Annotated in this window: 20 protein-coding genes; 7 read left to right on the top strand and 13 right to left on the bottom strand. The window is 40.3% G+C overall.

Features of this window, described 5'->3' with window-relative positions; all coding sequences use genetic code 11:
• Position 1: 1 nt before the first annotated feature.
• Positions 2-1201 carry a saccharopine dehydrogenase family protein gene (locus tag CSV75_RS14430; RefSeq protein WP_099676395.1) on the top strand — a complete coding sequence of 400 codons (1200 nt, stop codon included), beginning with the start codon at positions 2-4 and terminating at the stop codon, positions 1199-1201.
• Positions 1202-1211: 10 nt separating this feature from the next.
• Complete coding sequence (nspC, locus tag CSV75_RS14425; RefSeq protein WP_099676394.1) at positions 1212-2348, top strand: carboxynorspermidine decarboxylase; 1137 nt, start codon at positions 1212-1214, stop codon at positions 2346-2348.
• Positions 2349-3037: 689 nt separating this feature from the next.
• Here nspC and cax read toward each other — a convergent pair.
• From cax to CSV75_RS14390, 7 genes are all read right to left on the bottom strand, one after another.
• Complete coding sequence (cax, locus tag CSV75_RS14420; RefSeq protein ID WP_304442355.1) at positions 3038-4084, bottom strand: calcium/proton exchanger; 1047 nt, start codon at positions 4082-4084, stop codon at positions 3038-3040.
• 220 nt (positions 4085-4304) lie between these two features.
• On the bottom strand, positions 4305-5201 hold the full coding sequence (nikC, locus tag CSV75_RS14415) for a nickel transporter permease (RefSeq protein WP_099676393.1): 897 nt from the start codon (positions 5199-5201) through the stop codon (positions 4305-4307).
• A 17-nt stretch (positions 5202-5218) separates the two neighbouring features.
• A complete protein-coding gene (locus tag CSV75_RS14410; RefSeq protein ID WP_099676392.1) occupies positions 5219-6223 on the bottom strand; it encodes an ABC transporter permease in 1005 nt (334 codons plus the stop codon).
• A 93-nt stretch (positions 6224-6316) separates the two neighbouring features.
• Positions 6317-7945, bottom strand: a complete 1629-nt coding sequence (locus CSV75_RS14405; RefSeq protein ID WP_099676391.1) for an ABC transporter substrate-binding protein — start codon at positions 7943-7945, stop codon at positions 6317-6319.
• Positions 7942-8961 carry an ABC transporter ATP-binding protein gene (locus tag CSV75_RS14400; RefSeq protein WP_099676390.1) on the bottom strand — a complete coding sequence of 340 codons (1020 nt, stop codon included), beginning with the start codon at positions 8959-8961 and terminating at the stop codon, positions 7942-7944. Before CSV75_RS14400 ends, CSV75_RS14405 begins: the two co-directional genes overlap by 4 nt.
• Positions 8936-9961: an ABC transporter ATP-binding protein gene (locus CSV75_RS14395; protein ID WP_099676441.1), complete on the bottom strand. Its 1026-nt coding sequence runs from the start codon at positions 9959-9961 to the stop codon at positions 8936-8938. The genes CSV75_RS14400 and CSV75_RS14395 overlap by 26 nt, the downstream gene beginning before the upstream one ends.
• Positions 9962-10169: 208 nt before the next feature.
• Positions 10170-12110 (bottom strand): alkaline phosphatase family protein, encoded by a 1941-nt coding sequence (locus CSV75_RS14390; protein ID WP_099676389.1) that lies wholly within the window; start codon positions 12108-12110, stop codon positions 10170-10172.
• A gap of 98 nt (positions 12111-12208) precedes the next feature.
• Here CSV75_RS14390 and CSV75_RS16770 point away from each other — a divergent pair, with 98 nt between their 5' ends.
• On the top strand, positions 12209-12391 hold the full coding sequence (locus CSV75_RS16770; RefSeq protein ID WP_158231677.1) for a hypothetical protein: 183 nt from the start codon (positions 12209-12211) through the stop codon (positions 12389-12391).
• Between the two features lie 191 nt (positions 12392-12582).
• Here CSV75_RS16770 and CSV75_RS14380 read toward each other — a convergent pair whose 3' ends face one another.
• The 3 genes from CSV75_RS14380 to CSV75_RS14370 form a co-directional block, all read right to left on the bottom strand.
• Entirely contained in the window at positions 12583-13386 is an 804-nt protein-coding gene (locus CSV75_RS14380) for an alpha/beta hydrolase family protein (protein ID WP_099676387.1), read from the bottom strand.
• A gap of 290 nt (positions 13387-13676) precedes the next feature.
• Entirely contained in the window at positions 13677-15035 is a 1359-nt protein-coding gene (locus CSV75_RS14375) for a sodium-dependent transporter (RefSeq protein ID WP_099676386.1), read from the bottom strand.
• 161 nt (positions 15036-15196) lie between these two features.
• Complete coding sequence (locus CSV75_RS14370; RefSeq protein ID WP_099676385.1) at positions 15197-15481, bottom strand: con-10 family general stress protein; 285 nt, start codon at positions 15479-15481, stop codon at positions 15197-15199.
• A 234-nt stretch (positions 15482-15715) separates the two neighbouring features.
• Here CSV75_RS14370 and CSV75_RS16475 point away from each other — a divergent pair, with 234 nt between their 5' ends.
• Entirely contained in the window at positions 15716-15874 is a 159-nt protein-coding gene (locus CSV75_RS16475) for a hypothetical protein (protein ID WP_199171374.1), read from the top strand.
• Between the two features lie 41 nt (positions 15875-15915).
• Here the strand turns inward: CSV75_RS16475 and CSV75_RS14365 are convergent, their stop codons facing one another.
• Together CSV75_RS14365 and CSV75_RS14360 are read right to left on the bottom strand one after the other, a co-directional pair.
• Positions 15916-16650, bottom strand: a complete 735-nt coding sequence (locus CSV75_RS14365) for a hypothetical protein (protein WP_099676384.1) — start codon at positions 16648-16650, stop codon at positions 15916-15918.
• A 4-nt stretch (positions 16651-16654) separates the two neighbouring features.
• Positions 16655-20503 (bottom strand): AAA domain-containing protein, encoded by a 3849-nt coding sequence (locus CSV75_RS14360; protein ID WP_099676383.1) that lies wholly within the window; start codon positions 20501-20503, stop codon positions 16655-16657.
• 642 nt (positions 20504-21145) lie between these two features.
• On the opposite strand from CSV75_RS14360, the gene CSV75_RS14355 reads away from it, so the two are divergent.
• On the top strand, positions 21146-21334 hold the full coding sequence (locus CSV75_RS14355) for a hypothetical protein (RefSeq protein WP_099631713.1): 189 nt from the start codon (positions 21146-21148) through the stop codon (positions 21332-21334).
• A 30-nt stretch (positions 21335-21364) separates the two neighbouring features.
• Complete coding sequence (locus tag CSV75_RS14350; RefSeq protein ID WP_099676382.1) at positions 21365-21601, top strand: hypothetical protein; 237 nt, start codon at positions 21365-21367, stop codon at positions 21599-21601.
• 96 nt (positions 21602-21697) lie between these two features.
• Here the strand turns inward: CSV75_RS14350 and CSV75_RS14345 are convergent, their stop codons facing one another.
• The gene (locus CSV75_RS14345; protein ID WP_099676381.1) at positions 21698-22027 is read right to left on the bottom strand and encodes a YunC family protein; all 330 of its coding nucleotides are present in this window, start codon (positions 22025-22027) and stop codon (positions 21698-21700) included.
• A gap of 244 nt (positions 22028-22271) precedes the next feature.
• Between CSV75_RS14345 and CSV75_RS14340 the strand changes: the two genes are divergently transcribed.
• Positions 22272-23846 carry an amidohydrolase gene (locus CSV75_RS14340; RefSeq protein WP_099676380.1) on the top strand — a complete coding sequence of 525 codons (1575 nt, stop codon included), beginning with the start codon at positions 22272-22274 and terminating at the stop codon, positions 23844-23846.
• Positions 23847-23852 lie beyond the last annotated feature (6 nt).

Below are 23852 nucleotides of genomic sequence, written 5' to 3'. Positions count from 1 at the left end.
AATGGGAAAAGCATTAATTATTGGAGCTGGCGGCGTGGCAAGTGTTGTCGTGCATAAGTGTTGTGAGGTACCCGATGTATTTGAAGAAATTTGTATCGCGAGTCGCACGAAATCTAAATGTGATGCATTGAAAGAAAAGCTGGACGGTGGACGAACGAAAATCCAAACAGCTCAAGTAGATGCAGATAACGTGCCTGAACTTGTCGCGTTAATCAATGAATTTAAACCAGATATCGTCATTAATGTCGCATTGCCTTATCAGGACTTGACGATTATGGATGCATGTCTTGAAACAAAAGTAGACTATCTGGATACTGCAAACTACGAACCGCTTGATACAGCGAAATTTGAATATAAATGGCAGTGGGCTTATAAAGAGAAGTTTGAAGAAGCAGGTATTACCGCATTGCTCGGCAGCGGTTTCGACCCTGGCGTAACCGGTGTGTTCTCCGCATATGCATTGAAGCATTACTTCGATGAAATCCATACTATTGATATTGTCGATGCCAATGCAGGCGACCACGGCTATCCGTTCGCAACTAACTTTAACCCGGAAATCAATATCCGTGAAATCACAGCTAACGGACGCTATTACGAAAATGGAGAGTTCATCGAAACAGAACCTCTTGAAGTGAAACGCGTCTATGATCTACCTGAAATCGGACCAAAAGATGTCTATTTGCTATACCATGAGGAACTTGAGTCATTAGCGAAAAATATTACCGGTGTAAATAAAATCCGTTTCTGGATGACGTTCTCCGAAAAGTATTTGATGCATTTGCGTGTACTTGAAAATGTGGGTATGACATCCATCGAACCGATTGATTTTGAAGGTCAGCAAATTGTTCCACTACAATTCTTAAAAGCGGTACTACCGGACCCTGCTTCTCTCGGACCACGTACGAATGGAAAAACGAATATAGGTTGTATCTATCAAGGTACGAAGAACGGTGAGCCAAAAACGTATTATGTTTACAATATTTGTGATCACCAAGAGTGCTATCAAGAAGTGGGATCACAAGCTATTTCCTATACAACAGGTGTTCCAGCTATGATCGGTGCGATGATGATGTTAACAGGCAAATGGAAAAAGCCAGGGGTCTTCAATATTGAAGAATTCGATCCAGATCCATTTATGGATGCGTTGAATGAGTATGGTTTACCTTGGCACGAAGATTTCAATCCAACTTTGATAGATTGAGGAGAATAGTATGAAATTTGATGTCCAAGCAGTCCCTTCACCTAGTTATGTTGTGGATGAAAAATTGCTGATTGCTAACTTAGAAAAATTGAAATCTATTATCGACCAAACAGGATGCAAGATTTTACTCGCACAAAAAGGGTTTTCGATGTTCGAAGTTTATCCATTAATCGGTCGGTATTTGCATGGCGTTACTTCAAGTGGTTTATTTGAAGCGCGTCTCGGCTTTGAAGAGATGGGGAAAGAAGTGCACACGTATGCCCCTGCTTTCCACGAGAATGAGTTTGAGGAAATCCTTCGCTACTCTGATCATTTGGTATTCAATTCATTTGCGCAGTGGAAGCTGTTTAAGAGCCGAGTTCAGAAGCAGGAAAAGTCCATTGAATGTGGAATCCGAATCAATCCCGAGTACTCGGAGATTGAAGTGGATATGTACAACCCTTGCTTCACCTATTCGAGATTTGGTGTTACGTTAGATAATTTCAAAGCTGACGAACTCGAAGGTATTAGCGGCCTGCACTTCCATACGATGTGCGAGCAGAACTCCGATACGTTGTGGCGGACGATCCAAATCATCGATGAAGAGTTCGGTCCCTATTTACAGAAGATGAAGTGGATCAACTTCGGTGGCGGTCATCATATCACTCGTGCCGATTACGATCTAAAGACATTAATCCGTTGCATTCGTTTCATGCAAGATAAATATAATCTTGAAGTGTACCTAGAACCGGGTGAAGCCGTTGCCCTTAACACAGGCTTCCTCGTCGCAACAGTACTTGACACGATGCATAATGGGATGGACATTGCTATTCTTGATACTTCGGCTTCTTGCCATATGCCAGATGTTTTAGAGATGCCTTATCGTCCTGAGATTATCGGGGCAGGTACACCAAATGAAAAAGCCCATACCTATAGATTAGGCGGGCCAACTTGTCTTGCAGGTGATGTTATTGGTGATTATTCATTCGATCAGCCATTACAACCTGGTGATCGACTAGTATTTTGCGATATGGCACATTATTCGATGGTGAAGAACAATACGTTCAATGGCGTTAATTTGCCATCGATTGTTCTACATACTGTCGATGATGAAATCAACGTTGTGAAGCAATTTGGTTATGAGGATTTTAGGCAGCGGTTGTCTTAAGAGTAGTGAGTGTGAAAAGTGAGAACAAGTTGATCTGCGTTCCAGGCGGACGCTTTCCCATGGGCGTGGCTTGAGCCTCCTCGTCCGCTAAGTGCAAAGACGTGCTCCTAACGCTTCGCTTTTACTCGCAAAAGCCGTTCTTCATTACGGCTTTCGCTACCTGCGGGGTCCCAAGGCGCACGCTTATCCATCGGGAGCCGCCACCTTCCACTACAATCAACTGGTGTCTTTTTCTGATTTTAGAAAGTGGAGTTCAAGTTCCTAACTACTAATCAAAATTACATCATTTTCTTTACTCCATTCGACTATTTCGTTTAAGATGTAAAAACCCGATTCGCTGAAAAATGCAAATCGGGTTTTTACACTTTGATACAAATAAGTAATGAGTAAAAGTCTATAATAGTTTAAGGTCTCATTAGAATTATCAATCAACACACTGATACTTTTTATATTCCAGTTCAAGTTAGAATAGTACATTAGTTTTTCATTCCACTCGCGACCATCAGAAGATAACGCCAGTTGATCGAAGTGGAAGGCGGCGACTCGAGGAGGATCAGCCCGATCAGGTGAAACAACTAAAGGAGCACCGCGACTAGTTGGTTCACCGCGGGCCCTCCTGAACGCGTCCGCCTAGAACGCAGATCAACGTTACTTACCTCTATCCTGCTCTTAAACCTAATACTTACCACTTATAGTAAGAAGAATCCAATGCCCATAATTAGATAGGCTGAAAATAGCACGAGACCCTCAAACCAGTTTGACTCTCCGTCATGACATATATTGACGACTAGTAATGTGGCAGTAATCATCGCGACCAACTCGGGCCACGTGAATACCAGCGGCATTGCGGTAGGCATCAGTAATGATATTAATACTAGAACCGGTGTGACAAACATCGCTACTTGCAATGTAGAACCGATTGCAATCTCTACAGATACATCCATTTTATTTTTCATTGCCAATGTAATTGCAGAAGAATGCTCTGCCGCGTTACCAACAATAGCAACGATAATTACACCGATAAATAATTCTGACCAGCCAAACTTTTCACCTAGCGTACCAAATGTGTGCACAAGCTTTTCAGAAACAAATGCAACTGCTACTGTCGCAACTAACAGGACCACTATAGATTTCTTCTTTGTCCACTCCGGCACTTCTTCTGTCTCATGATTTTCTGAACCGAACACGCCTCGATGAGTAAATAACTTAAATACTAGACCCGCCAAGTAAATCAGGATGAGAATGATGGAAATACCGACACTTAAGTTCAGTCCAGTTCTAGTATCCATCGTCATTGAGAAAACTTCCGGAATGACAAATGCTACGACAATCGCAAAAATTAATAATGCGGAATTAAATCGGGCATCAAAAATATTAAAGTTTTGTCTTTTATACTTTACACCGCCTGCGAAAAACGAAAGACCGAGAACTAATAATAAGTTTCCTAATACTGAACCTGTCAACGATGCTAGTACGATTGCAATCAATCCAGCTTTCAATGTAAATATGGAAATAATAAGTTCAACTGCATTACCAAATGTTGCATTTAATAAACCACCAATTCGTGGTCCACTGACAATCGCTAAACTTTCTGTTGCTCTTCCAATGAATCCAGCTAGAGCAATAATACTGTAACAACACAATGCAAACATCCATAAATCCGACCAATTCAAGAATGATGCAATAAATACTAAAGGTACACCTGTAAATGCCATGACAGTAAATACTTTATTCAGTGTCTCCACCTCTTTTCATAATCAATTTGTTATAAGCATTCCCTATTCTGAGGGCAAATAAACTGGTTAAAAAATGACTTTTCAACCGAGTATAGATATGGCAAATAGCGCATAAAAAATTATTGCCTATTAGAATTAAAAAAGGATAGAGGACAGTCTGTACATTAGACTGTCCTCTATCCATTATCGTTTTAGATTATATTCATCATAAAAAAACAGCTTAACTCTTCATTTTCGGATCCAACGCATCACGTAACCCATCACCCATCAAGTTAAAGCCTAATACGGTCAGCATAATGGCGAGTCCCGGGAAAATCATTGTCCAGGGAGCATTTTGTAAATAATCTTTGGAGTCAGCTAACATCTTTCCCCACTCAGGGTATGGAGCTTCTGCCCCCAATCCTAGGAATCCGAGTGCTGCTGCTTCGAGAATAGCTGTAGCAATCGCCAATGTACCTTGTACGATAACAGGTGCCATTGAGTTAGGTAAAATATGCGAAAACAGAATTCTAAAGTCTTTCATACCAATTGCCTTTGCCGCTATAATATATTCATCTTCTTTAATACTCAATACTTTGGATCGTATCAATCGTCCGAAGTTCGGTACGTTAATGATTGCAATCGCAATCAACGCATTACGTAAGCTTGGTCCCAATACGGATACAATCGCAATAGCCAGTAAGATAGAAGGGAAAGCAAGCATAATATCAAATATCCTAGAGATAATAGTATCGATCCAGCGGCCGTAATAACCCGCAATGATCCCAAGAAAACTCCCCACTACAATCGAACCGACGACCGAGAAGAATCCGACAGATAACGAAATACGAGCACCGTGGATAATGCGTGAGAATATATCACGGCCAAAGTCATCCGTTCCAAACCAATACTCCGAAGAAGGAGGTTGCAGTCGATCTGTCATGAATTGTTCGTTGATGCCCTCTTTTGTGACAAGAGGACCGAAGAGTGCAAGGAGGATAAAGAATACCACAATGGCTGCGCCTACGACTGCTACTTTACTTTTGCGAAAACCTACCCAAGCTTCCCGCCAAGGTCCTATTGTTTTTTCTAATTCTGCTTCCACCACTCCGTCTACCTTAGGTGTAAACTCTGACATGAACTGTTCCTCCTTCCTCAATCATACTTAATCCTTGGATCGATCAGTCCATATAGTAAATCGACGATTAGATTAATCATGACAAAGATAAATGCTACGATAAGAATGCCTGATTGAATAACGGGATAATCTCTAAAGTTGATTGCATCATAGATATAGCGTCCAATTCCAGGCCACGCGAAGATTGTTTCTGTCAGAATAGCTCCACCTAGGAGTAGACCAATTTGCAGACCGATAACTGTCAAAACAGGAATGATTGCATTTTTTAATGCGTGCTTATATACTATCCAAAACATTTTCTGACCCTTTGCTCGTGCTGTACGAATATAGTCAGAACGCATCACTTCTAGCATGCTCGAACGCGTCATCCGGGCGATAATCGCCATCGGAATGGTCGCAAGCGCTAGCCCAGGTAAGATCAAATGTTTAATGACTACCCATAATTGATCAAACCTGCCCTGGATGAGCGTATCAATTATGTATAAATTGGTTATGGCAGATACGGGATCACGGACATTTTCACGCCCAGTTGTCGGCAACCATTGCAATTCAATTGCAAATGCCCATTGCCCCATTAATCCTAACCAGAAAATAGGCATGGAAACACCGACTAGTGCTAATACCATTGCTGAATAATCAAACCACGAGTTTTGGAACCAAGCAGAAATAATACCCGCATTAATCCCTACAAAGACCGCGATAATCATCGCAAATAAGGCCAACTCTAATGTAGCTGCTAGATAAGGCCAAATTTCGTCCGCCACAGGAAGTCGAGTACGCATGGATTCCCCTAGATCACCTTGTAAAATGCCGCCAAGATAACTGAAGTATTGTGTATACCATGGTTGATCAAGACCTAGCTTGATCGTCAAAGCTTCCACCGCTTCTTTTGTTGCTTGTTGTCCTAAAATAACTTGCGCTGGATTACCAGGAATTGCGCGAATCAACATAAAAACTAAAAATGTCATACCAAGCAGGACAGGAATCAGCTGTAAAAGCCTCTTAATCGTATAGTTGAACAACTCTTTCACCCCTCCGGCTTTTATTATTTATTAATCAAAGAAAGGGAGAATGCTGGCATCTCCCTCTTCTTTCATCATGTAATTTACCTATTTTTACTTAAATTCTACATTCGACAACAGATCAGAACCAGTAGGATGCGGAACAAACCCTGTTAGTTCCTTCGCTCCGCCTAATAATGGAATAGAGTGTGCAAGTGGTACCCAAGGAGCTTCTTCGTGAAGAATTTCTTGAGCTTGCTTATACAACTCAATACGCTTGTCTTCGTCTACTTCTGTTTGCGCTTCTAGGAATAGCTTATGTGTTTCGTCGTTTTTAAAGTACGTGTAGTTATTACTTCCGATATTGTCTTCATCCAACAATACGTACAGGAAGTTGTCTGCGTCTCCATTATCCCCAGTCCAACCAAGCATGAAAGCATCTGCTTCCCCTTTGCTCGCCTTATCCAGGTAAGTCGCCCACTCATACGAAACGATTTTTGCTTTAATACCTACGTCAGCCAAGTTGCTTTGAATAGCTTCAGCTACTTTTGTGCCGTCTGGCATGTATGGACGTGGAACTGGCATAGCCCATAGCTCCATTTCAAATCCATCTTCAAGACCTGCTTCTTTCAATAGCTCTTTTGCTTTTTCCGGGTCATATGCATATGCTTCTACATCATCGTTATAACCGGAGATAGAGGAAGGCATAGCATTTTTCGCTACTTCTGCACGTCCTTCAAAGAATGAATCGATGATTGATTGTTTATCAATAGCATAGTTCATTGCCTGACGAACTTCTTTTTTATCAAATGGTTCACGATTTACTGTTAATCCAAGATATCCTACGTTCATGGAAGGACGCTCGAATAACTGCAATGCATCGTTATCTTCTATCTTTACTCCATCAGCTGGATTGATTCCATCTGCTAAATCAATTTCACCGGAAAGTAAAGCATTCAGACGGGCAGAGTTGTCAGGAATTGCTTGGAAAATGATGCGATCCAATTTCGGCAATCCTTCTTGCCAATAGTCTTCGTTCTTTTCAATTGTAATGGTTTCATTTGGCTTCCATTCTACAAACTTGAATGGACCTGTTCCGACTGGGTTACGCTCATACTCATCGTCGCCCTTCTCGAAAGCCGTGGGACTTGAAATAGCGAACATACTCATCGCAAGGTTTTTCAAGAATGGCGCTTGTGGGCGCTTCAATGTAATAATCACTGTGGAATCTCCATCTGCTTTAACAGATTCAATTACGTGCTCTTCATCGTCTTTAAATCCACCGAACATAGAGTTATAGTATGGGAATGTATCTGAATCTCCATTAGCCCAACGCTCAAAGTTCTTTACGACTGCTTCTGCATTAAAATCAGTGCCATCATGGAATTTCACGCCTTCTTCCAATTGAAATGTATACGTCAATCCATCTTCACTTGTATCATACTCTTTAGCAAGTCCTGGTTGAATCGTAGTATCCTGCTCCCCAAAGTTTAATAAGGTTTCGAATAAATTGACCGTTACTTTAAATGTTTCCCCTTCTGTTACGCGGGATGGGTCAAGAGATGTTGAATCTCCACCTCGTCCAAATACTAACGTTTTGTTCTCACTGCCGCCTTTATCTGCAGCATCTTTGTCCTTGTCGCCACTGCCTTCTTGATCATCACCGCCTGAACAAGCTGCCAAAGCAGTCGATAAGACAAGAAGCATGATCAATGCGAACGACCACAGTTTCCCTTTTCTCATACAGATCCCTCCAATTGTTTTTTTCTTTCTATATCATCGTTGCTTTCCGACGTATAAAGATGGCAAGCAACAGAATGACCAATTTTCTCCTCTGCTAATACAGGAATTACTTTCGTACACACATCCATTTTGAAAGGGCAGCGAGTGTGGAATGCACAACCGCTTGGCGGATTCGCGGGGCTTGGCATATCCCCTTCAATAATGATTTGTTCCTTTTTATAATTTGGATCTGGTACAGGTACCGCAGACAGTAAAGCCTGTGTATACGGATGGAGTGGATTTGCATATAACTCTTCACTTTCAGTAATCTCCACAATTTTTCCCAAGTACATGACTGCCACACGATCACTGATGTGGCGTACAACACCAAGATCATGTGCGATGAAGATATACGTTAAACTGAATTCCTTTTGTAAATCTTGCATTAAGTTTAATACTTGCGCCTGAATGGATACGTCAAGCGCAGACACTGGTTCATCTGCAATAATCAATTTGGGATTCGTCATCAAAGCACGTGCTATACCAATTCGCTGACGCTGCCCCCCACTGAATTGGTGAGGGTAGCGTTTTGCGTGGTATTCACTCAAACCGACAATTTTTAGGAACTCTACGACTTTTTCACGACGTTCCTTTGCATTGCCCCCACCATGGACAATCAATGGTTCTTCTAAAATCTTTCCGATTGTATGACGAGGATTCAAAGAGGCATAAGGATCTTGGAAGACCATTTGAATATCTCGACGAACCGCTCGAATTTCATTAGCCGAGAGCTTCGTCAAATCTTTCCCTTGGAATTCGACGACTCCCTCTGTAGGTTCCAGCAATTGCATTATCGTCCGCCCTGTCGTAGACTTCCCGCAACCACTTTCTCCAACGATCCCGAGCGTCTCTCCTTCATTTACATGAAATGAAACATCATCGATTGCTTTGACATGACCTACTGTTTTACCAATCAATCCTTTGCGAATCGGGAAGTATTTTTTCAACCCTTCAACTCTTAGCAATGGTTTGTTCATTTGCACTTATCACTCCTTCTCGTTCGTCATATAAGAAGCATCTTGTTTGATGATTGTCGGAGTTTCGGTACAATTCTGGTGTTTCTGTCCAGCATCTCGAGAAAGCGCTTTCACATCTCGCTGCAAATCTACATCCCTTTTCAATAGATCCTGGTTTTGGTACGTTACCTTGAATCGAATAGAGACGATCTTTTTTATTGCGCATATCCGGCACGGATTGAATCAATCCTCGTGTATATGGGTGACAAGGATTCTTAAAAATCACTTCTGTCGCTGCTTCTTCAATGACTTGTCCTGCATACATGACTACGACGCGTTCACAGGTTTCAGCCACTACTCCTAGGTCATGTGTAATGAGTAAAATTGCTGTATTCATGCGCTCGTTTAACTCTCGCATCAATTTGAGAATTTGTGCTTGAATAGTTACATCAAGTGCTGTTGTAGGCTCATCCGCAATGAGGACTTTCGGATCGCATACAAGCGCCATTGCAATCATGACACGTTGTCGCATACCACCAGATAACTGATGAGGATATTCTTTCATAATTTCTTCAGAGCGGGGTAGTCCGACTAATTTCAACATTTCGATTGCCCGTTCCTTAATTTGCTTTTTCGACCACTTTTTCTGATGAAGTGAAATGGCTTCAGACATCTGATTGCCAATAGTGAATAGCGGATTCAAAGAAGTCATAGGCTCTTGAAAAATCATCGCGACGTCGTTCCCACGAATCTCTCTCATTTCCTTCTCTGTTTTTTTCAGGAGATCCTGACCTTCAAATAGGATTTCCCCTCCGGTGATTTTCCCTGGTGGACTTGGTATTAACTGCATGATAGATAAAGAGGTGACACTCTTTCCGCAACCTGACTCTCCAACGATCCCTAAGACTTCCCCTTCTCTTACATAAAAGTCTACATGATCTACCGCTGGAATCTCTCCTGAATCCGTGAAAAAGGTCGTTTGCAAATCATTCACTTCAAGTAATTTCTTTCTTTCTTTCATTTGCTCACCTTTTTCCATTTTCTGAAATAACCAATTAATCACTATTATACTTTTATTCTGATTAAACGCAAGATGCTTTTTTAATAAAGTAATATGTTAAGAGACTTCTGTTAATAACAAAAGAAGTGCGATAGGTAATGTTCTACCTACGCACTTCCTGAAAAACAAAATGGTTCAGAATTTTATCCTTTTCATTTCACCTATATAACTATTCCCTTGACCAAATGGCTTCTCCATCTACAAAAACGGGAATTTGCAAGTCCAATAACTCATATACGCTTGGAGCAATATCTGTCATCGTAATTCTTTTGTTCATTTCCCCCGGTGGAATCATAGGTCCTGACGCATATAATATTGGCCGTAATTGCGAACGCTCAGGATTTCCGCCATGACTCCCTAATTCCTGCGTTGGTTCGACAGCAACTTTTGCGTCTTTCCCCATTAAAAATCCAGGAGCTGCAGATAAAAACACGTCTCCACTATTATTATTATTTAACTCAGAATACCCTTCTGAGTCGTCTGTCCAAATAGTCTCATATGGATACACCTGTGACTGCTCTTCGCTAGATAATACAGACAAAGTCGGATACATATAAACCTTTTCAACGTTTTTACCTTTACTAGTAAGCCAACGTAAAATAGGTTGTGCTACCTTTTCCGGATCTTGGGTTAGGCTAGTAAAAACGGTCCTATTAGTAAAGGTCGATACAATTTCATTCCTCACCTGTTCATATTCTTCTTTTTTCACAATTCCTTTTTTCTCTCTGCCTTTCAAATTTACATAGACATGAGCGATCGTTCCACTCGCTTCTGCATAAGCTTTGGTTTTAGATGCATCTATATTTCCCTTTTTATCTTTTACAAGTAGTCCTGCCTTTTCCAATTCCTTATTCGGCGAAAGTCTGGTATGAATTGGTTCCAACCCATGATCGGAAACAATCAATAAGTGATCGTCATCATTAAGATTGTTTTTAATTCGACCGATTGCTCGATCTGCTTGGCCAAACGCCCAGCTGACATATGCCTCTTTTTCCAACACATTCGCTAATTGATATCCAGGTTGTGCGGGTTCTCTTAATAGGAATTCATGTAATTCATTATCTACTAGGGAGTAATAGTAAAATAGCAGATCGGGCTGATAATGCTCCTTAATATAAAAGCTGACATCCGTCACCCAATTCGCAAATCGTTCGCCAACTTGTTCATATTCCTTCCTCGTTATATCCCCATTTTTGAACGCATCAATTTCATCAGCTGCTGGGTAAAATCCGAATTCAGATTGAATCTTATCTGCAAATTGACCAGGTCCTTTGTATAGTCCGCCCATTACAGTACCTTGAAATAGCTGAAGTTCTTCTTTGTTCTCAGGATCTCCTTTTAGTTTCACATAAAATCCTGCGCTATCGAGATTATGTAAGTTCAGCGCGACAGCCATCCAATCATTGGGTGATACTTCTTCGCCCAACTTCTTTCTATCCATGGAAATATAATAGTTCGATTCTTTTTCATCTGTTCGCAAAATGTATAACTTTTGAGTAGGCGAGTTTTTTATATCCAATGAAATAACTGCTTCTTCTACCTTGGAAGTTCTTGCATTTATTTGTTCAACGCGTCCATCCTTAATCTCTGAAAACTCCAAGTCATGAAGTTTCGATTCTGCTAAGGTTCCACCCGAATAAACAGCGTACGTAGCAGCAGATGCGTTATCCGGATTCGAGTCGGGAAAGGAGACGGTTGCTGTGACCTTCCCTTGATTTCTTGCCTCTTTCCATATAGGCGTAACACCTAACGTCTGTGAAAACCCACTTTGGTCATCTTTCACTTTTTCTCCTGATGAATGGAACTGATTACTGACAATACCTGTCTTTGAAGGTTCAGCACCAGTAGACATTGCTGCATGTGATGGTGCCGTCAATGATGGTGTAATGGTAACAAAATCTGTGGCGTAGGCTGCCTGTTGCTGAAATTCTTCTAAATTGGGCATGATTCCTTTAGCTATGTAACGTTGTGCATCCCCATATCCCAAGCCGTCAAATGACACGACACTAATTGTGCCAGTTGTCTCAGCGGCTTTTCCAGTTGAATGAGTTGTAGTAACGGTCATGCTACATAAAATAATAATGAAAAAGATATTTATAGGTTTAAACATATTGACATCCCTCGCTTTATCAAACTATTCCCTTGATGAAAACAAGGTAAACTTGCTAACTAAAAAATCGTGAATAGTTTTTTACCGTTTTCCTGGAGGTGAAAAATGAAATCCACCATAGTAAACATCATCAGAAGTACGTCAATAACTTGAATGCAGCGCTGCAAAATTACGAAGGGTTTCAGTCCCAACCTCCTGATACCATAGGGACTGATTTCCTTAGGTACCTGAGTAGATTCGCACTGCATTCAAAATATAGGCGGTGGACATTGCCGACATAGCTTATTATTTATCGTTCAAGAACCGCCGCTCTGAATTTGTATAAATTTGGAATTTGTTGTAAAGTGGGACATTTTGAATGAGCGTTTCATTCAAGTTGCTAAACCATCGGCGGGAACAGATCAGGTCACCCTAATTTTATTTCAAAAAAATCTCCCGCCATATTTATACTCTGCGGGAGATCTCAATCACTTTATTTTTGCACTACAAACCTTTCTGCCGAATTACCTTTTAGCCACGCCAAACTTTTATCAAATAGTTCATCTTCAAAAGAATAACCAGAAAAGGTGTGATCTGCTTTGTCGATATACTGTTCAACTACTTGCTCGGCATTTACGCGTTTATTGAGTGAATTAGCGTATCGCGCCGCATGTTCTTTCGGAATTTGCTCGTCGGCCCTTGCATGAATAATATGCGTTGGCCCCGTAAATGAACGAACTGATTCAATTGGGTGATGTTTTTTCAAATCTTTCAAGAACGTTTGGCTGATCATAAACCCATGGTAATCATGACTGCCTTGTCTAACAATCTCATGAACTGCTTTCGGTCCAAGAATCCCTGTAATATCTTCGTATGGCGTGCCTACCGGAGACCAAAGAATTAATTGCTTAATTCGTGTATCGCTCGCTGCCGTAAGTGATGCAACAGCTCCACCCATACTGTGTCCCACTATCGTAATGCGTTGTTTATCTATCCCTCGGATTGAACTTAAATAATTTATGACATCCTGTAATTCCTTCAATTGATTGGTTATAGTTACATCTGCATAATCCCCATCACTTTCACCACAACCGCTAAAATCGAAGCGGAATACCCCATATCCACGCTCCGTAAAGTACCGTGCAGCTTTTACAAACAAACGGTGCTCCCCTACTTTACTGCCCACAAATCCATGAACAAATATAAGTAGTGGTATGGCTTCTTTTCTATATTCAGGCAGATGCAATGCACCAGATAAATTATTTTCCCCAGAACGAATCGCGATCATTTTTTGCATTTCTTCCCCACTCCTGTCAGAATATATTATTCCAACATGTTTAATAGGTATTATATAATTTTGATATGAATAAGTCAAATCAACCTGTAGGAATCTCTATTTTTCATATTAAAAAAGACTCTCGTAGAAGAGAGTCTTAAAGAACAAAATGCTATTTTTATTGTGACCGGTTTTCATTTCGGAAGAGGAAACTTCCCAAAGTATGAGAGTTAGTTTCATTATAATGAGCACGAGGAACATTCATTGCATTAGCGAACTAGTTGGATCAATAGTTCTTTACCGTACCTACCTTATTTCACAATCCCGAGTGTATTCAAGAACACCACAATAATAGTCAATGGCACTACCCACTTCATTAAAAAGTGCCATAGCGGATAGAAGCCTTTGGATTGCGTATTATACAATGTAAATTCATCGCGCACCAACACTTGGTCCATCTTGTGGACGATAAACAACGCAATCAGCAAACATCCTGCTGGTAGTAAAATATTACTAACCAGATAATCGGTCGCATCAAAAATGCTCTTATCGAATAGTAAGAACTCTGACAACGTACTCGAAGACAATGCAGAAGGAATCGCGGCAATGAAAACAACCGCACCAATCAACCAAGTCACTGACCTACGTGTCCGCTTGCCACTTGCAGTCATGGCTGCCACAATAATCTCATACAAACTAAACGAGGACGTCAATGTTGCAAACAAAAACAAAATTAAAAATAACGCCAAGAATACTTGCCCGAGTGGAAGTTGTGAAAAGACTGCCGGTAACACCATGAATAGTAATTCTGGTCCTGCAGCCGGTTCTTGACCGAACGCGAAGACTGCTGGGAAAATAGCTAAACCTGCTAGTAATGAAACAAATAAATTCATCCCCACTACGGAACTAGCAGATGAAGTCAAACTAACATCTTTTTTCAAATATGAACTATACGTTACCATACAAGAAAATCCGACGGCTAATGAAAAGAAAGACTGGCCAAGTGCATATAACACGGATTCTCTTGTAATGCTAGAGAAATCAGGCTTCAGAAAGAACGATACACCTTCCATTGCACCAGGCAACGTCAATGAACGAATAACTAAAATGATAAAAAACACAAATAATAAAGGCATCATATATTTATTCGCTTTTTCAATCCCGTTTTGTACACCGGAAGATACAACTAATATGTTAATGATCGTAAATAGAAACAGACCGATCAATGTCGTTATTGGTGAACCGACAACTGAACCAAATTGATCCGAATAGGAAGCACCTTCACTAATGATCTTGCCACCAATAGATAACCCGCTGTATACGAATACCCAACCGCCGACTACACTATAGAAAGATAGTAAAAGAAAACATCCAGCAACACCGAGCTTACCAATCCACGGCCATGCACTGGCTGGCGCCAACTTCTTGTAGGCATTAATTGCTTCTCTACCTGAACCACGTCCAATAATGAATTCGGAAATCAACATCGGTAATCCGATCAAAACTGTAAATATTACAAATAATAGGAAAAACGCACCGCCACCACTCATTCCTGTAACATATGGGAATTTCCAGATTGCTCCAAGGCCAATTGCTGCACCTGCCGAGGACATAATAAATCCAAGCTTCGAAGACCATTGTTCTTTACGTTGTTCCACTTTTTCACCCATTTCCTTTTACTTCTGCTTATTATAGTTATACTGTACTGCACTATTAGAAACAATAGCATATTTGTATCCTTTATAGTTATGCACAACAAAAAAAGACATACCGAAATCGAAATACTTCATTCGGTTACGTCTTCTTAACAAAATATGTTTCATTTTGCTGTTTAGTTCATACTCTTATTCTGCTGTGCTCTAGCTTCACCGCCCTTACGTCCAATATTCTCGTAAAATTGTTTATCGTGCTTCTCGGAAGTAGCTTTTCCACCTTTACGACCAATTTCTTTATAAAATTCGCTACTATGCTTTTTAGCTGTGGCTTCCCCACCTTTACGACCAATCTGTTCATAGAACTCTTTGTTATGCTTTTTAGAGGTTGCTTGACCGCCTCTACGTCCCGCTTCTTTCAAAGTCATTTTCTTCTTTTGTTCTGTATGATGTTGGTTAGCCATATATATTCTTCCTCCTTATTATTCAACTTACAAAGCTTAATGAATATATTCCCAATATACTACGTGCTAAACACACGACATCTTAAACAGCTTCTTTTCGAATGAAAGACTTACAGAATAGAATTCATTCCCCATTTAAATGAATTTGCCAAACGCTATCCCTATTTTCACGTATAACTTTTCATTTTTGAACCAACTTACGTATGAAGGTACTTACAGAAAGGAGATTGACAAATGGGAAGAGATGAACATACTAAAGGAAGTAAATCGGCCGGCTCCTTACCACAAACACCAAAGAACCAAACGATTGCGGCACGTGATATGCATGAAGAAATCGCGAAAGAATTCGCCGAATTACGTAAAGCTCCCGCACAAAAAAAGCGTAAGTCCTAAATAAAAAAGATCAGGGGAAAGTATCCCTGATCTTTTTTTATTTATTTCCGAAGTGGCGCTTGATCATCTAGAAGCTTTTCCAAATGCTCGTCCCATTCTTCCGTTAAAGTATTCCACACTCTAGTGAAATAGCTGTTTTCCGCACGATTATAAACATAGAACTCCACACAAGGAATATGTTGGTTATCAAGCTTTTGTGGGATCTCTATTTTATCCACCACATTCTGAAGTGAACCTTCTGTAACTTCTACGCGAGTAGCAAGTAGTGCCACCCGCAATTGTTCATCATCCAGTCGTTGCGGACTTCTCGGGAATTTCTTTGCTAATCTAAACTCTTTACCTTTTGCCGTGAAAACTTTTTCAGGTTGTTCACATAAAATTGAATTGTGGCAAGGACTATAATAAAACTTTTTTTCAGCCTCTTCAGGTGGATGTTCGTATATACCTGATTGTAATTGATTTACTCCTAGGCCCGTCAATTCAAAACTGTCTTCACGCAACTTGATCATCTGTGCAGCTTCCATCTTTCCAAACAAATTCTCTATAAACAGTGGTTCGACGGCAAGAAAATCTGCAATTACCTTGGGTTCAGATACATCTAACCTTTGAATCGTTAATAAGATCATTTTCATTAATATGTCCATCGTCGTACGCTTAATGATTGTGTAAGGTATATTAATTAGCTCGACCGGCAATCCCCAGCTGTCTGATTGTTGTATTTGGATATCGGGCTGTTGCTCGAGTTCTTGTTGCAACTTTTTTCGAAGCAAATCCATATACTCATCTCCCCTGGATTTGGTTTATTTTGCGCAATCCACCTTGATGATCTACAACTTCTAGCAAGTGTTTATACATATTCCTCGTAGTGGCATTTTTAGTATGGATGGTGAACATATCAGAACTCCCAACGATAATGAGCAGTTCTCTTGCACGTGATAAAGCCACATTCAGACGTCGATAATCTTTAGCGAATCCAATGTCACCATTTTTATTATCATGATTTCTAACGAAGCTCAAAATAATAATATCCATTTCCATACCTTGGAACTTATCTACCGAACCTGTTCGGCAATGTAATTGTTTGGGACGAATTTCTTGTTGGATCAATCGATCAATTCGCTTCACTTGTTCACCGTAAAAACTAATAACACCGACGCTTTTCTTTTCGTCTGGCTTCATTAGGCCGTCTTTTTTAGCTTTTTCCGTCGCTTGTTCAATATCTAGCAACGTATCTTGAACGATGGTGAGCTCCGCTTCATTGAAACGACTTGTCCCCCCTTTGACTTGATTTTCGAAAAATGAAGGTGTATTGGGTGTATCTAGCCATAGCAAATGGTCTTTTCTAGTGATATTACTGCTTTCGAGCAGATGATCACGCAATTCGTCTGAATTGGGAAGCCCGCATTGTAATTGATAGTCCCCGTCTTTATAAAATGGTGCGATAGTTTGCATGATTTTTTCATGCATCCGGTACTGAATACTGAGCATCGTTTTGTTTTGCTTGGGCAACGTACGGAATAACCGTTCGAATAATGATTCATTAAGTAGTTTTTTCATTTCACGTTGCACTTCAGGATCTTTTTGCTGATCTACCAGTTCGTCCATCGTTTCTTGACCTACAAGTGGCGGTAACTGATGATGGTCACCCACTAGAATAACTTTTTTACCTTTTAGCATGGGTAATAATAATTCTGGCGGTGTCGCTTTAGATACTTCATCAATAATCACTACGTCGAAGACAGGGTATTCTTCCATAAACTTTTTAGAAGCTGATGCGACACATGTCGTGCCTATTACGTTCGCATGATCGATATACAGCTTACGGATTTCGTCAAGGTCATATTCATTGGCATCACGCAGCAATTCCTCCCACTGCGCCTGTAGTTCTTGTAGGATAGGAAGCTGTTGTTGTTCTTTTACTATTTCTGCTTTTCGAGTTTCAGCTTGAGCAAGTTCTATTTCTATTTTCTCTAATTGCTCTTGTAAATCTGGTTTCAATTGAACGGCAAGTTCTTCTATTCTCTGCTGTCGTTGATGCTGTTCTTCTTGTAATTGCAATGTTTTTTGCTCTACTTCTCTGACTTCTATTTTTTCTTGTTCAAGTAGTTGTTTTGCTTGAGAATACTTTAGTTCCGAAGTAGTTAAGGTTGCTGCTAATTGCGTTACGTTTTTTATTCGTTGTCGGCACTCCAATATCTTCGTTTCAAGCTGATCAATTGCCTGTGTGAGTTGATTTCCCTGCCACTGTTTTTCAGGCGGCCCGTTGGTTTGTAGGTATTCATCAATCTGTTTCTCCAATTCTATTTGCTTAGATTCCAGATGTTGCTTCAACTCTTCCTTTCGCTGTATATTGGCTTGTATATCATGAAGTTCCTGTTGAAGGAATCTCAAAATTTCATATTTCACTTCCGCAAATACTTCCTTTACAGAGTGGACTTTCTGTTGTTGAAGATCAATTCCTTTTGCACGAACGATCTCTTCTTTACCGTAAAACAATGACATACCTTGTGCGATTTTTTGTAGAACTTCCGTTTTCCCGGATGAAATTTCTTTATTTTGCAGCACTTTTTTTGTTGTAGGATTGATTAAAAACTTTCCTAAACGATCAATCATTTCATGCATTTCTTGTATAGTTGTGAAATTTTCGGTTGAGCGCTTAGTAATGGTTTCTACCGGATAACGGTGCGTCTGCAAAAGAGATTTTGTTTTTTTAATAGCCGTCTGAAATCTCTCATGAAGTTCCTTCCATTCCTGGAATTCATAGGAATACTCTCCACTTTCAATCGACTTGATGATTCGTTGTAAGTCGTTATTCCGCAACGTAATATGAATAGGTAATTCAATCTGGTTTTCAGCGAGCGTCAGCTGGATATCTTTCATTTTCGTCTGAGACTTTACGAGACGATGTGTTGCTTGTAGCAATTGTTCTTTATCAGGAAGAGTTTTGTATTCTTCCATAATCCTTTGGTGTGCTTCGGTATTGCTCCGCATTTCTGCAAGCCAGTTGATATATGATTGTGTCTGTCTTAATAAGCACTGCTCTTGTAACGATTCTTCCAATTGACCTGACAATTCTTCTTTATCCGGCTCTGTTTTTAGCTGTTTCTGTAACCCTGCAATTTCCTTTACGTGTTGATCAAGGTCAACTTCAGTTTGCGCCATTTTTTGCTGCTTTTGAGAAAGCCTGCGTACAGACTGCTCAAGCAGAGATTTCAGAGAAAAGTATTCAGACTTTAGTTTTTTCAACTTCTCTTGCACTATGTTTTGCATTTGTAGTTGCTCAGTTAATGTGATTTTCAATTCTGTGTTCTGTTTAACCTGATTGGATAATTGATCCGCATGCTTTTGCAATTCGATATCTTTTTTTCGATAAATTGCACGTGTTGCTTGTACGGTTTCAATTGTTTCATTTCTCCAGTGCAACGCCACATTTTCTTCCATGAAACGCTTGCCCTCTTCTTCGATACTTTCCGATCGCCCATAACGTAAAATACGTGTCGCTGGATCTGTAAGTAATCGACCGAGTGCGTTATCTACTGCTAGATTTGATTGGGATGCAACAAGTGTCCGCAAGCCGGCTTTGACGTTCTGATAGCAAATTTCGGATATTACCGTTGTTTTACCTGTGCCGGGAGGACCTTGGACTACAAACAAGTCATGTGCTTTCATCGCACCCGAGACTGCTTCTTGCTGGAATTCATTCAAATTATTATGAAACTCCAGTTTCGGCTGCTTATTCGTAATTTGCACGACAGGTCGTTCCTCAAATAAGATCTTTTCCAAATTCGCATTTGCCGCTAGACCATCTTGTAAGTCTTTGAAACCTTTACGTAACCGACGAATCTGACTTAATTCAGCATAGTTCGTCAGCACTAGGCTTTTATTACGTGTTGGTAACCAGTGTTCAGATCTTGCTTTCTTCTGAAACCGTTGATTTAGTTCTACGACAAGGATTTTCTGTCCTTTCTGAGCATCGATGACTTGACCGATCTCAGTGGAGAGTTCATTCATTTTTACACTAAATCCACGGAGTTGCTTCCAATTTTTCATTTGCAAATCTTTACATTGAAGACGTACCTTTGTAAAATCACTAGTAAAACTGGCTTGGCTAAATGTACAGGAGATATCCGCTACATCCGCATTTTTCTCTGCAATTTGTAGATAGCCTTCCCAACTTTCAATGCGTTTTTTTACATATTCTGAACGCTCTTCTGCGATGGGCAATTGGCGTAACCTCGTATAAAATTCGATTGGCAGTGCGACTCCTGCACGGTTTAACCTGAATTTTATTGCTGTATGTAGCCGCCGATTTGTCTGGACAGGCTCTCTTGCGCCTCTGACGTGAAAGCCTGTTGCCAGCAAGCCGTCCGGTTTCAATACGCACTCCATAACTGCCACACGTTGCTGTACTTCTTTGGCAAACCTTTTATTTGTATGTGGATCAAAAAACAGCGCATAGGATTGGTTCCCCATACGATTCTCTGGTTTCTTTTCAATATGTATATCAAAAACAGACTCTGAAGAAACAAAAGCCTCTTCACTTAGAAACCACTGTTCCAAACCTTTTCGTGCATTTTTCGTTATTTCCAGACTGCAAAGTATCATTTCTATATTTTTTAACACACTCATGGTAGTTCATTCTTTTCAACATAGGGCTTTACTTCAGCAAGATTATACATCATGCTTCTCCCTGTTATTCCCTTGTTCAAAGCTCTCACCTCAGTCCTCTATTATAGATCATAAGTGCATATACCGCGAGTAAGAAAAATCTCAAAAAAACTTTTCAAATTAATTTAAAAAAGATGTTTAGAAATAGTTTGTATGGGTATACTATTACTACAAGGCAAACTGAAGGAACTAGTTAGTGAAGTAAGCTGCTAGATCTGGACGAGATGCACAGCCTTGGCGGAAAATTTTTCTTTACTGGCAAGTGGTACACTCGGTTTGGGAATCTGCTTTTAAGATTCCAAATGAAAGACAGGTTTACCAGGTAATGCGAAAGAAGTTTTTTGTGTAAGTGCAAGTGAAATTCCTGCTTCAAAGAAGTTAAGCAGTGCAACATGTAAAACGCATACTACGAGGGTACAATATCGTCAGTATGGAGTAATCGCAACATAAAATTTTCCGCATAGTTAGAGAAGAACAGTCAGTGATTAGAAGGTTTTAATCACTGACTGTTTTTTGTTTTGTTGCTAAACCATGTGAGTTGTTTAGTATGAATGAAAACTGGGAAAACAACATATAAGAAACAATAACGAGGAGGAGCATTATATGAAAAAAAGAATGGCGTTGACAGCTATTGGTTTAGGAGCAGCCTATTTAATGCGTAACAAAGATGCACGGGACAAATTGTCTCGTCAATTCGACGAGTTCAATGACACACCTATGCGCGGCGAACGTAAAGGTAACACTCAGAAACCCGAACCAAATAAAGGATTACTAGGTAGATTTTTAGATTAAATATATTGAATCGCAAAGGAGTAGATTTGCATGAGCGAAGAGAAAAGAGTTTTTACAGAAAAAGACCGTAACAAGGCAGAGGGCGGTTATATGGATAACCCCGAAAATTTAAAAACCGATAAGGAAAGCATTTACGATATGCATGAAGATATGCAGACCGTAGACGCTATTCCTTTAGAAGATGTTCGTATGGAGGAAGAAGAAGAAAGACATCATCGTGAGACGAAAAATCGTTCGTCCAGTGAAGAGAAATATGAAAAGGAATAATGATGTTTTGAAATACACTGTAACAAACTCGTGGAGTACTTAACCGATATGAAAGCAGATTAGAAAAGTGACGCCCATCAAAACGGGCGTCACTTTTTATGTCATTTTTAACAGTGCTTCTGATCCAATCATACCTGCGGAAATGCCATAGTTCTCAGCTTCCAGCGTTACAGATTCTAGCGGGGCTGCCAGCAATTGCTCTATCGTTTTCACACCAACCGCGCGTCCCGCAACAATTTTACGGTCTGCTAGTACACTATTTAATAATCCTACATCAAGTGCCCCACACATAATATACCCTTTGTCATTCGAAACTGTAAGTAGCGTCGTTTTCGGTAGTTTTACCGTAACTGCTTGAAATGACTGTCCATCTATAGATATGCTTTGATGTTCAATCAAGACACCCACCCCTTTCTTTATCAGCATATGATAAGCCAGTCAAAACGTGATTCATCTTACAACCTTTCCTACACTGGAATGCATGAAAACCTCACCTACTATGGTAAAAGTATGACGTCGTTATGTATTCATGTGCTACTCTGTTGTGTGAATATCCAACCTACACTTCAGAATCGCTAATTAGCTCAACGTATTTCATATAAAATTTTTCATCTACTATTTGTTGATTCATCTTATTCAGTTTACTATAGGTAGATAAGGAGGTTTCGGTATGACAACGATTTGGTTTAATGCACTCTTTTATACGATGCAAAATGAAGGACATACAATAGATGCTTTACTGACAAACGACGGAAAAATACTAGCGACCGGTTCATATGATGAACTAAAAAATCAAGCTGATACTCAAATAGACTTGCAAGGTGCTTTTGTTTACCCTGGTTTTATCGATAATCATATGCACATGATCGGCCAAGGTGAAAAGCTGTTGCGCCTTGATTTATCCAACACCACTTCTTCAGAACATATGATGGAGCTACTCCTAAACTCCTATAAAGAATTACCAAAGGACGAGTGGTTCATTGGTGAAGGTTGGGATGAGAATAATTTTCCTGACAAGAAAATCTTCACTCGCTATGAGTTGGATGCTGTAACAGATTCACCCATGCTATTAAAACGCACTTGTTGGCATGCTGCTATCGTCAATTCAAAGGCTATGGATCTAGCTGGTATCACAAAAGATACACCAGATCCTGATGATGGCGTCATTGAACGCGATCATAACGGTGAGCCAACAGGGTTATTGAAAGAAGGCGCTATGCAGCGAGTGCTCCAACTTTTACCGAATCCAACAGAGGACTATGTAACGAAAGCTTTGGAAACTTCTGTAGATCATTTACTATCTGTTGGGTTGACAGGTGTTGTGACGGATGACTTAGGTTACTACGGTTACTATCAGACGCCGTTGAAAGCTTTCAATAATGTTCTCGGTGGTGATCGAAAGTTCCGTGCTCATTTACTGCGTCATGTTAGTGTATTTTCTGATTTGATGGAAGACCATATGCTGTATAATACACCGTGGGTAGAACCTGGCGAGATGAAGTTCTTCATAGATGGTGCTTTCGGGGGCAGTACTGCGCTGTTAAGTGAGCCTTACACCGATGAACCCGATAATGTAGGAACAGCTGTATTGACTGATGAAGAGATCGAGAACTATGTCAAAATGGCAAGACACTATGGAGAAGCTGTTGCCATACATGTGATTGGTGATCTGGCAGTTGAAAAAGCACTAGATGTCATTGAAAAGTATCCTGCTCCAGCCGGCAAGAAAGATCGGTTTATACATGTCATTTTATTACGTGATGATTTAGTGGAGCGAATGCAAAGGCTTCCTATTGTTTTAGATATACAGCCTGCGTTCGTTCCTTCTGATTTCCCTTGGGTTAGGGACCGACTGGGTGAAGACCGGCTTGACTGGGCATATGCATGGAAGAAGCTTCTAACTAAAGGTTTTATTTGTGGCGGGGGATCAGATGCTCCTATTGAAGACCCGAATCCTTTGCTAGGTATACACGCAGCGATCACCAGAAGATTGAGTACGGAACAGCATGAAGGGCATTTACCAGATGAAAAACTTAGTCGCTATGAGGCAGTACAATTATTTACTTCAGGCGCAGCGGCTACTATAGGTAAAATGCATTCAAGAGGAAAACTCTCAGTCGGATTTGATGCAGACTTCACTGTTTTGAAAGATGATGTTTTCACTATAGATGTGGATCGAATAACTGAAATACAAGTAGAAAAAACTATTGTCGCTGGTGAAATTATGTATACGGCGAATACGTAATCACTG

The sequence above is a fragment of the Sporosarcina sp. P18a genome (genome assembly GCF_002743135.1).
Lineage (GTDB): Bacteria > Bacillota > Bacilli > Bacillales_A > Planococcaceae > Sporosarcina.
The sequence above is the reverse complement of the archived record's forward strand: the minus strand, read 5'-3'. Positions and strand labels throughout refer to the sequence as shown.

What these genes read in the sequence shown, in the direction of transcription:
- CSV75_RS14430 (WP_099676395.1), top strand. Translation starts at nt 2, where the DNA reads ATGGGAAAAGCATTAATTATTGGAGCTGGCGGCGTGGCAAGTGTTGTC.
- nspC (WP_099676394.1), top strand. Translation starts at nt 1,212, where the DNA reads ATGAAATTTGATGTCCAAGCAGTCCCTTCACCTAGTTATGTTGTGGAT.
- nikC (WP_099676393.1), bottom strand. Translation starts at nt 5,201, where the DNA reads ATGTCAGAGTTTACACCTAAGGTAGACGGAGTGGTGGAAGCAGAATTA.
- CSV75_RS14405 (WP_099676391.1), bottom strand. Translation starts at nt 7,945, where the DNA reads ATGAGAAAAGGGAAACTGTGGTCGTTCGCATTGATCATGCTTCTTGTC.
- CSV75_RS14400 (WP_099676390.1), bottom strand. Translation starts at nt 8,961, where the DNA reads ATGAACAAACCATTGCTAAGAGTTGAAGGGTTGAAAAAATACTTCCCG.
- CSV75_RS14395 (WP_099676441.1), bottom strand. Translation starts at nt 9,961, where the DNA reads ATGAAAGAAAGAAAGAAATTACTTGAAGTGAATGATTTGCAAACGACC.
- CSV75_RS14390 (WP_099676389.1), bottom strand. Translation starts at nt 12,110, where the DNA reads ATGTTTAAACCTATAAATATCTTTTTCATTATTATTTTATGTAGCATG.
- CSV75_RS14380 (WP_099676387.1), bottom strand. Translation starts at nt 13,386, where the DNA reads ATGCAAAAAATGATCGCGATTCGTTCTGGGGAAAATAATTTATCTGGT.
- CSV75_RS14375 (WP_099676386.1), bottom strand. Translation starts at nt 15,035, where the DNA reads ATGGGTGAAAAAGTGGAACAACGTAAAGAACAATGGTCTTCGAAGCTT.
- CSV75_RS14370 (WP_099676385.1), bottom strand. Translation starts at nt 15,481, where the DNA reads ATGGCTAACCAACATCATACAGAACAAAAGAAGAAAATGACTTTGAAA.
- CSV75_RS16475 (WP_199171374.1), top strand. Translation starts at nt 15,716, where the DNA reads ATGGGAAGAGATGAACATACTAAAGGAAGTAAATCGGCCGGCTCCTTA.
- CSV75_RS14365 (WP_099676384.1), bottom strand. Translation starts at nt 16,650, where the DNA reads ATGGATTTGCTTCGAAAAAAGTTGCAACAAGAACTCGAGCAACAGCCC.
- CSV75_RS14360 (WP_099676383.1), bottom strand. Translation starts at nt 20,503, where the DNA reads ATGAGTGTGTTAAAAAATATAGAAATGATACTTTGCAGTCTGGAAATA.
- CSV75_RS14355 (WP_099631713.1), top strand. Translation starts at nt 21,146, where the DNA reads ATGAAAAAAAGAATGGCGTTGACAGCTATTGGTTTAGGAGCAGCCTAT.
- CSV75_RS14350 (WP_099676382.1), top strand. Translation starts at nt 21,365, where the DNA reads ATGAGCGAAGAGAAAAGAGTTTTTACAGAAAAAGACCGTAACAAGGCA.
- CSV75_RS14345 (WP_099676381.1), bottom strand. Translation starts at nt 22,027, where the DNA reads ATGCTGATAAAGAAAGGGGTGGGTGTCTTGATTGAACATCAAAGCATA.
- CSV75_RS14340 (WP_099676380.1), top strand. Translation starts at nt 22,272, where the DNA reads ATGACAACGATTTGGTTTAATGCACTCTTTTATACGATGCAAAATGAA.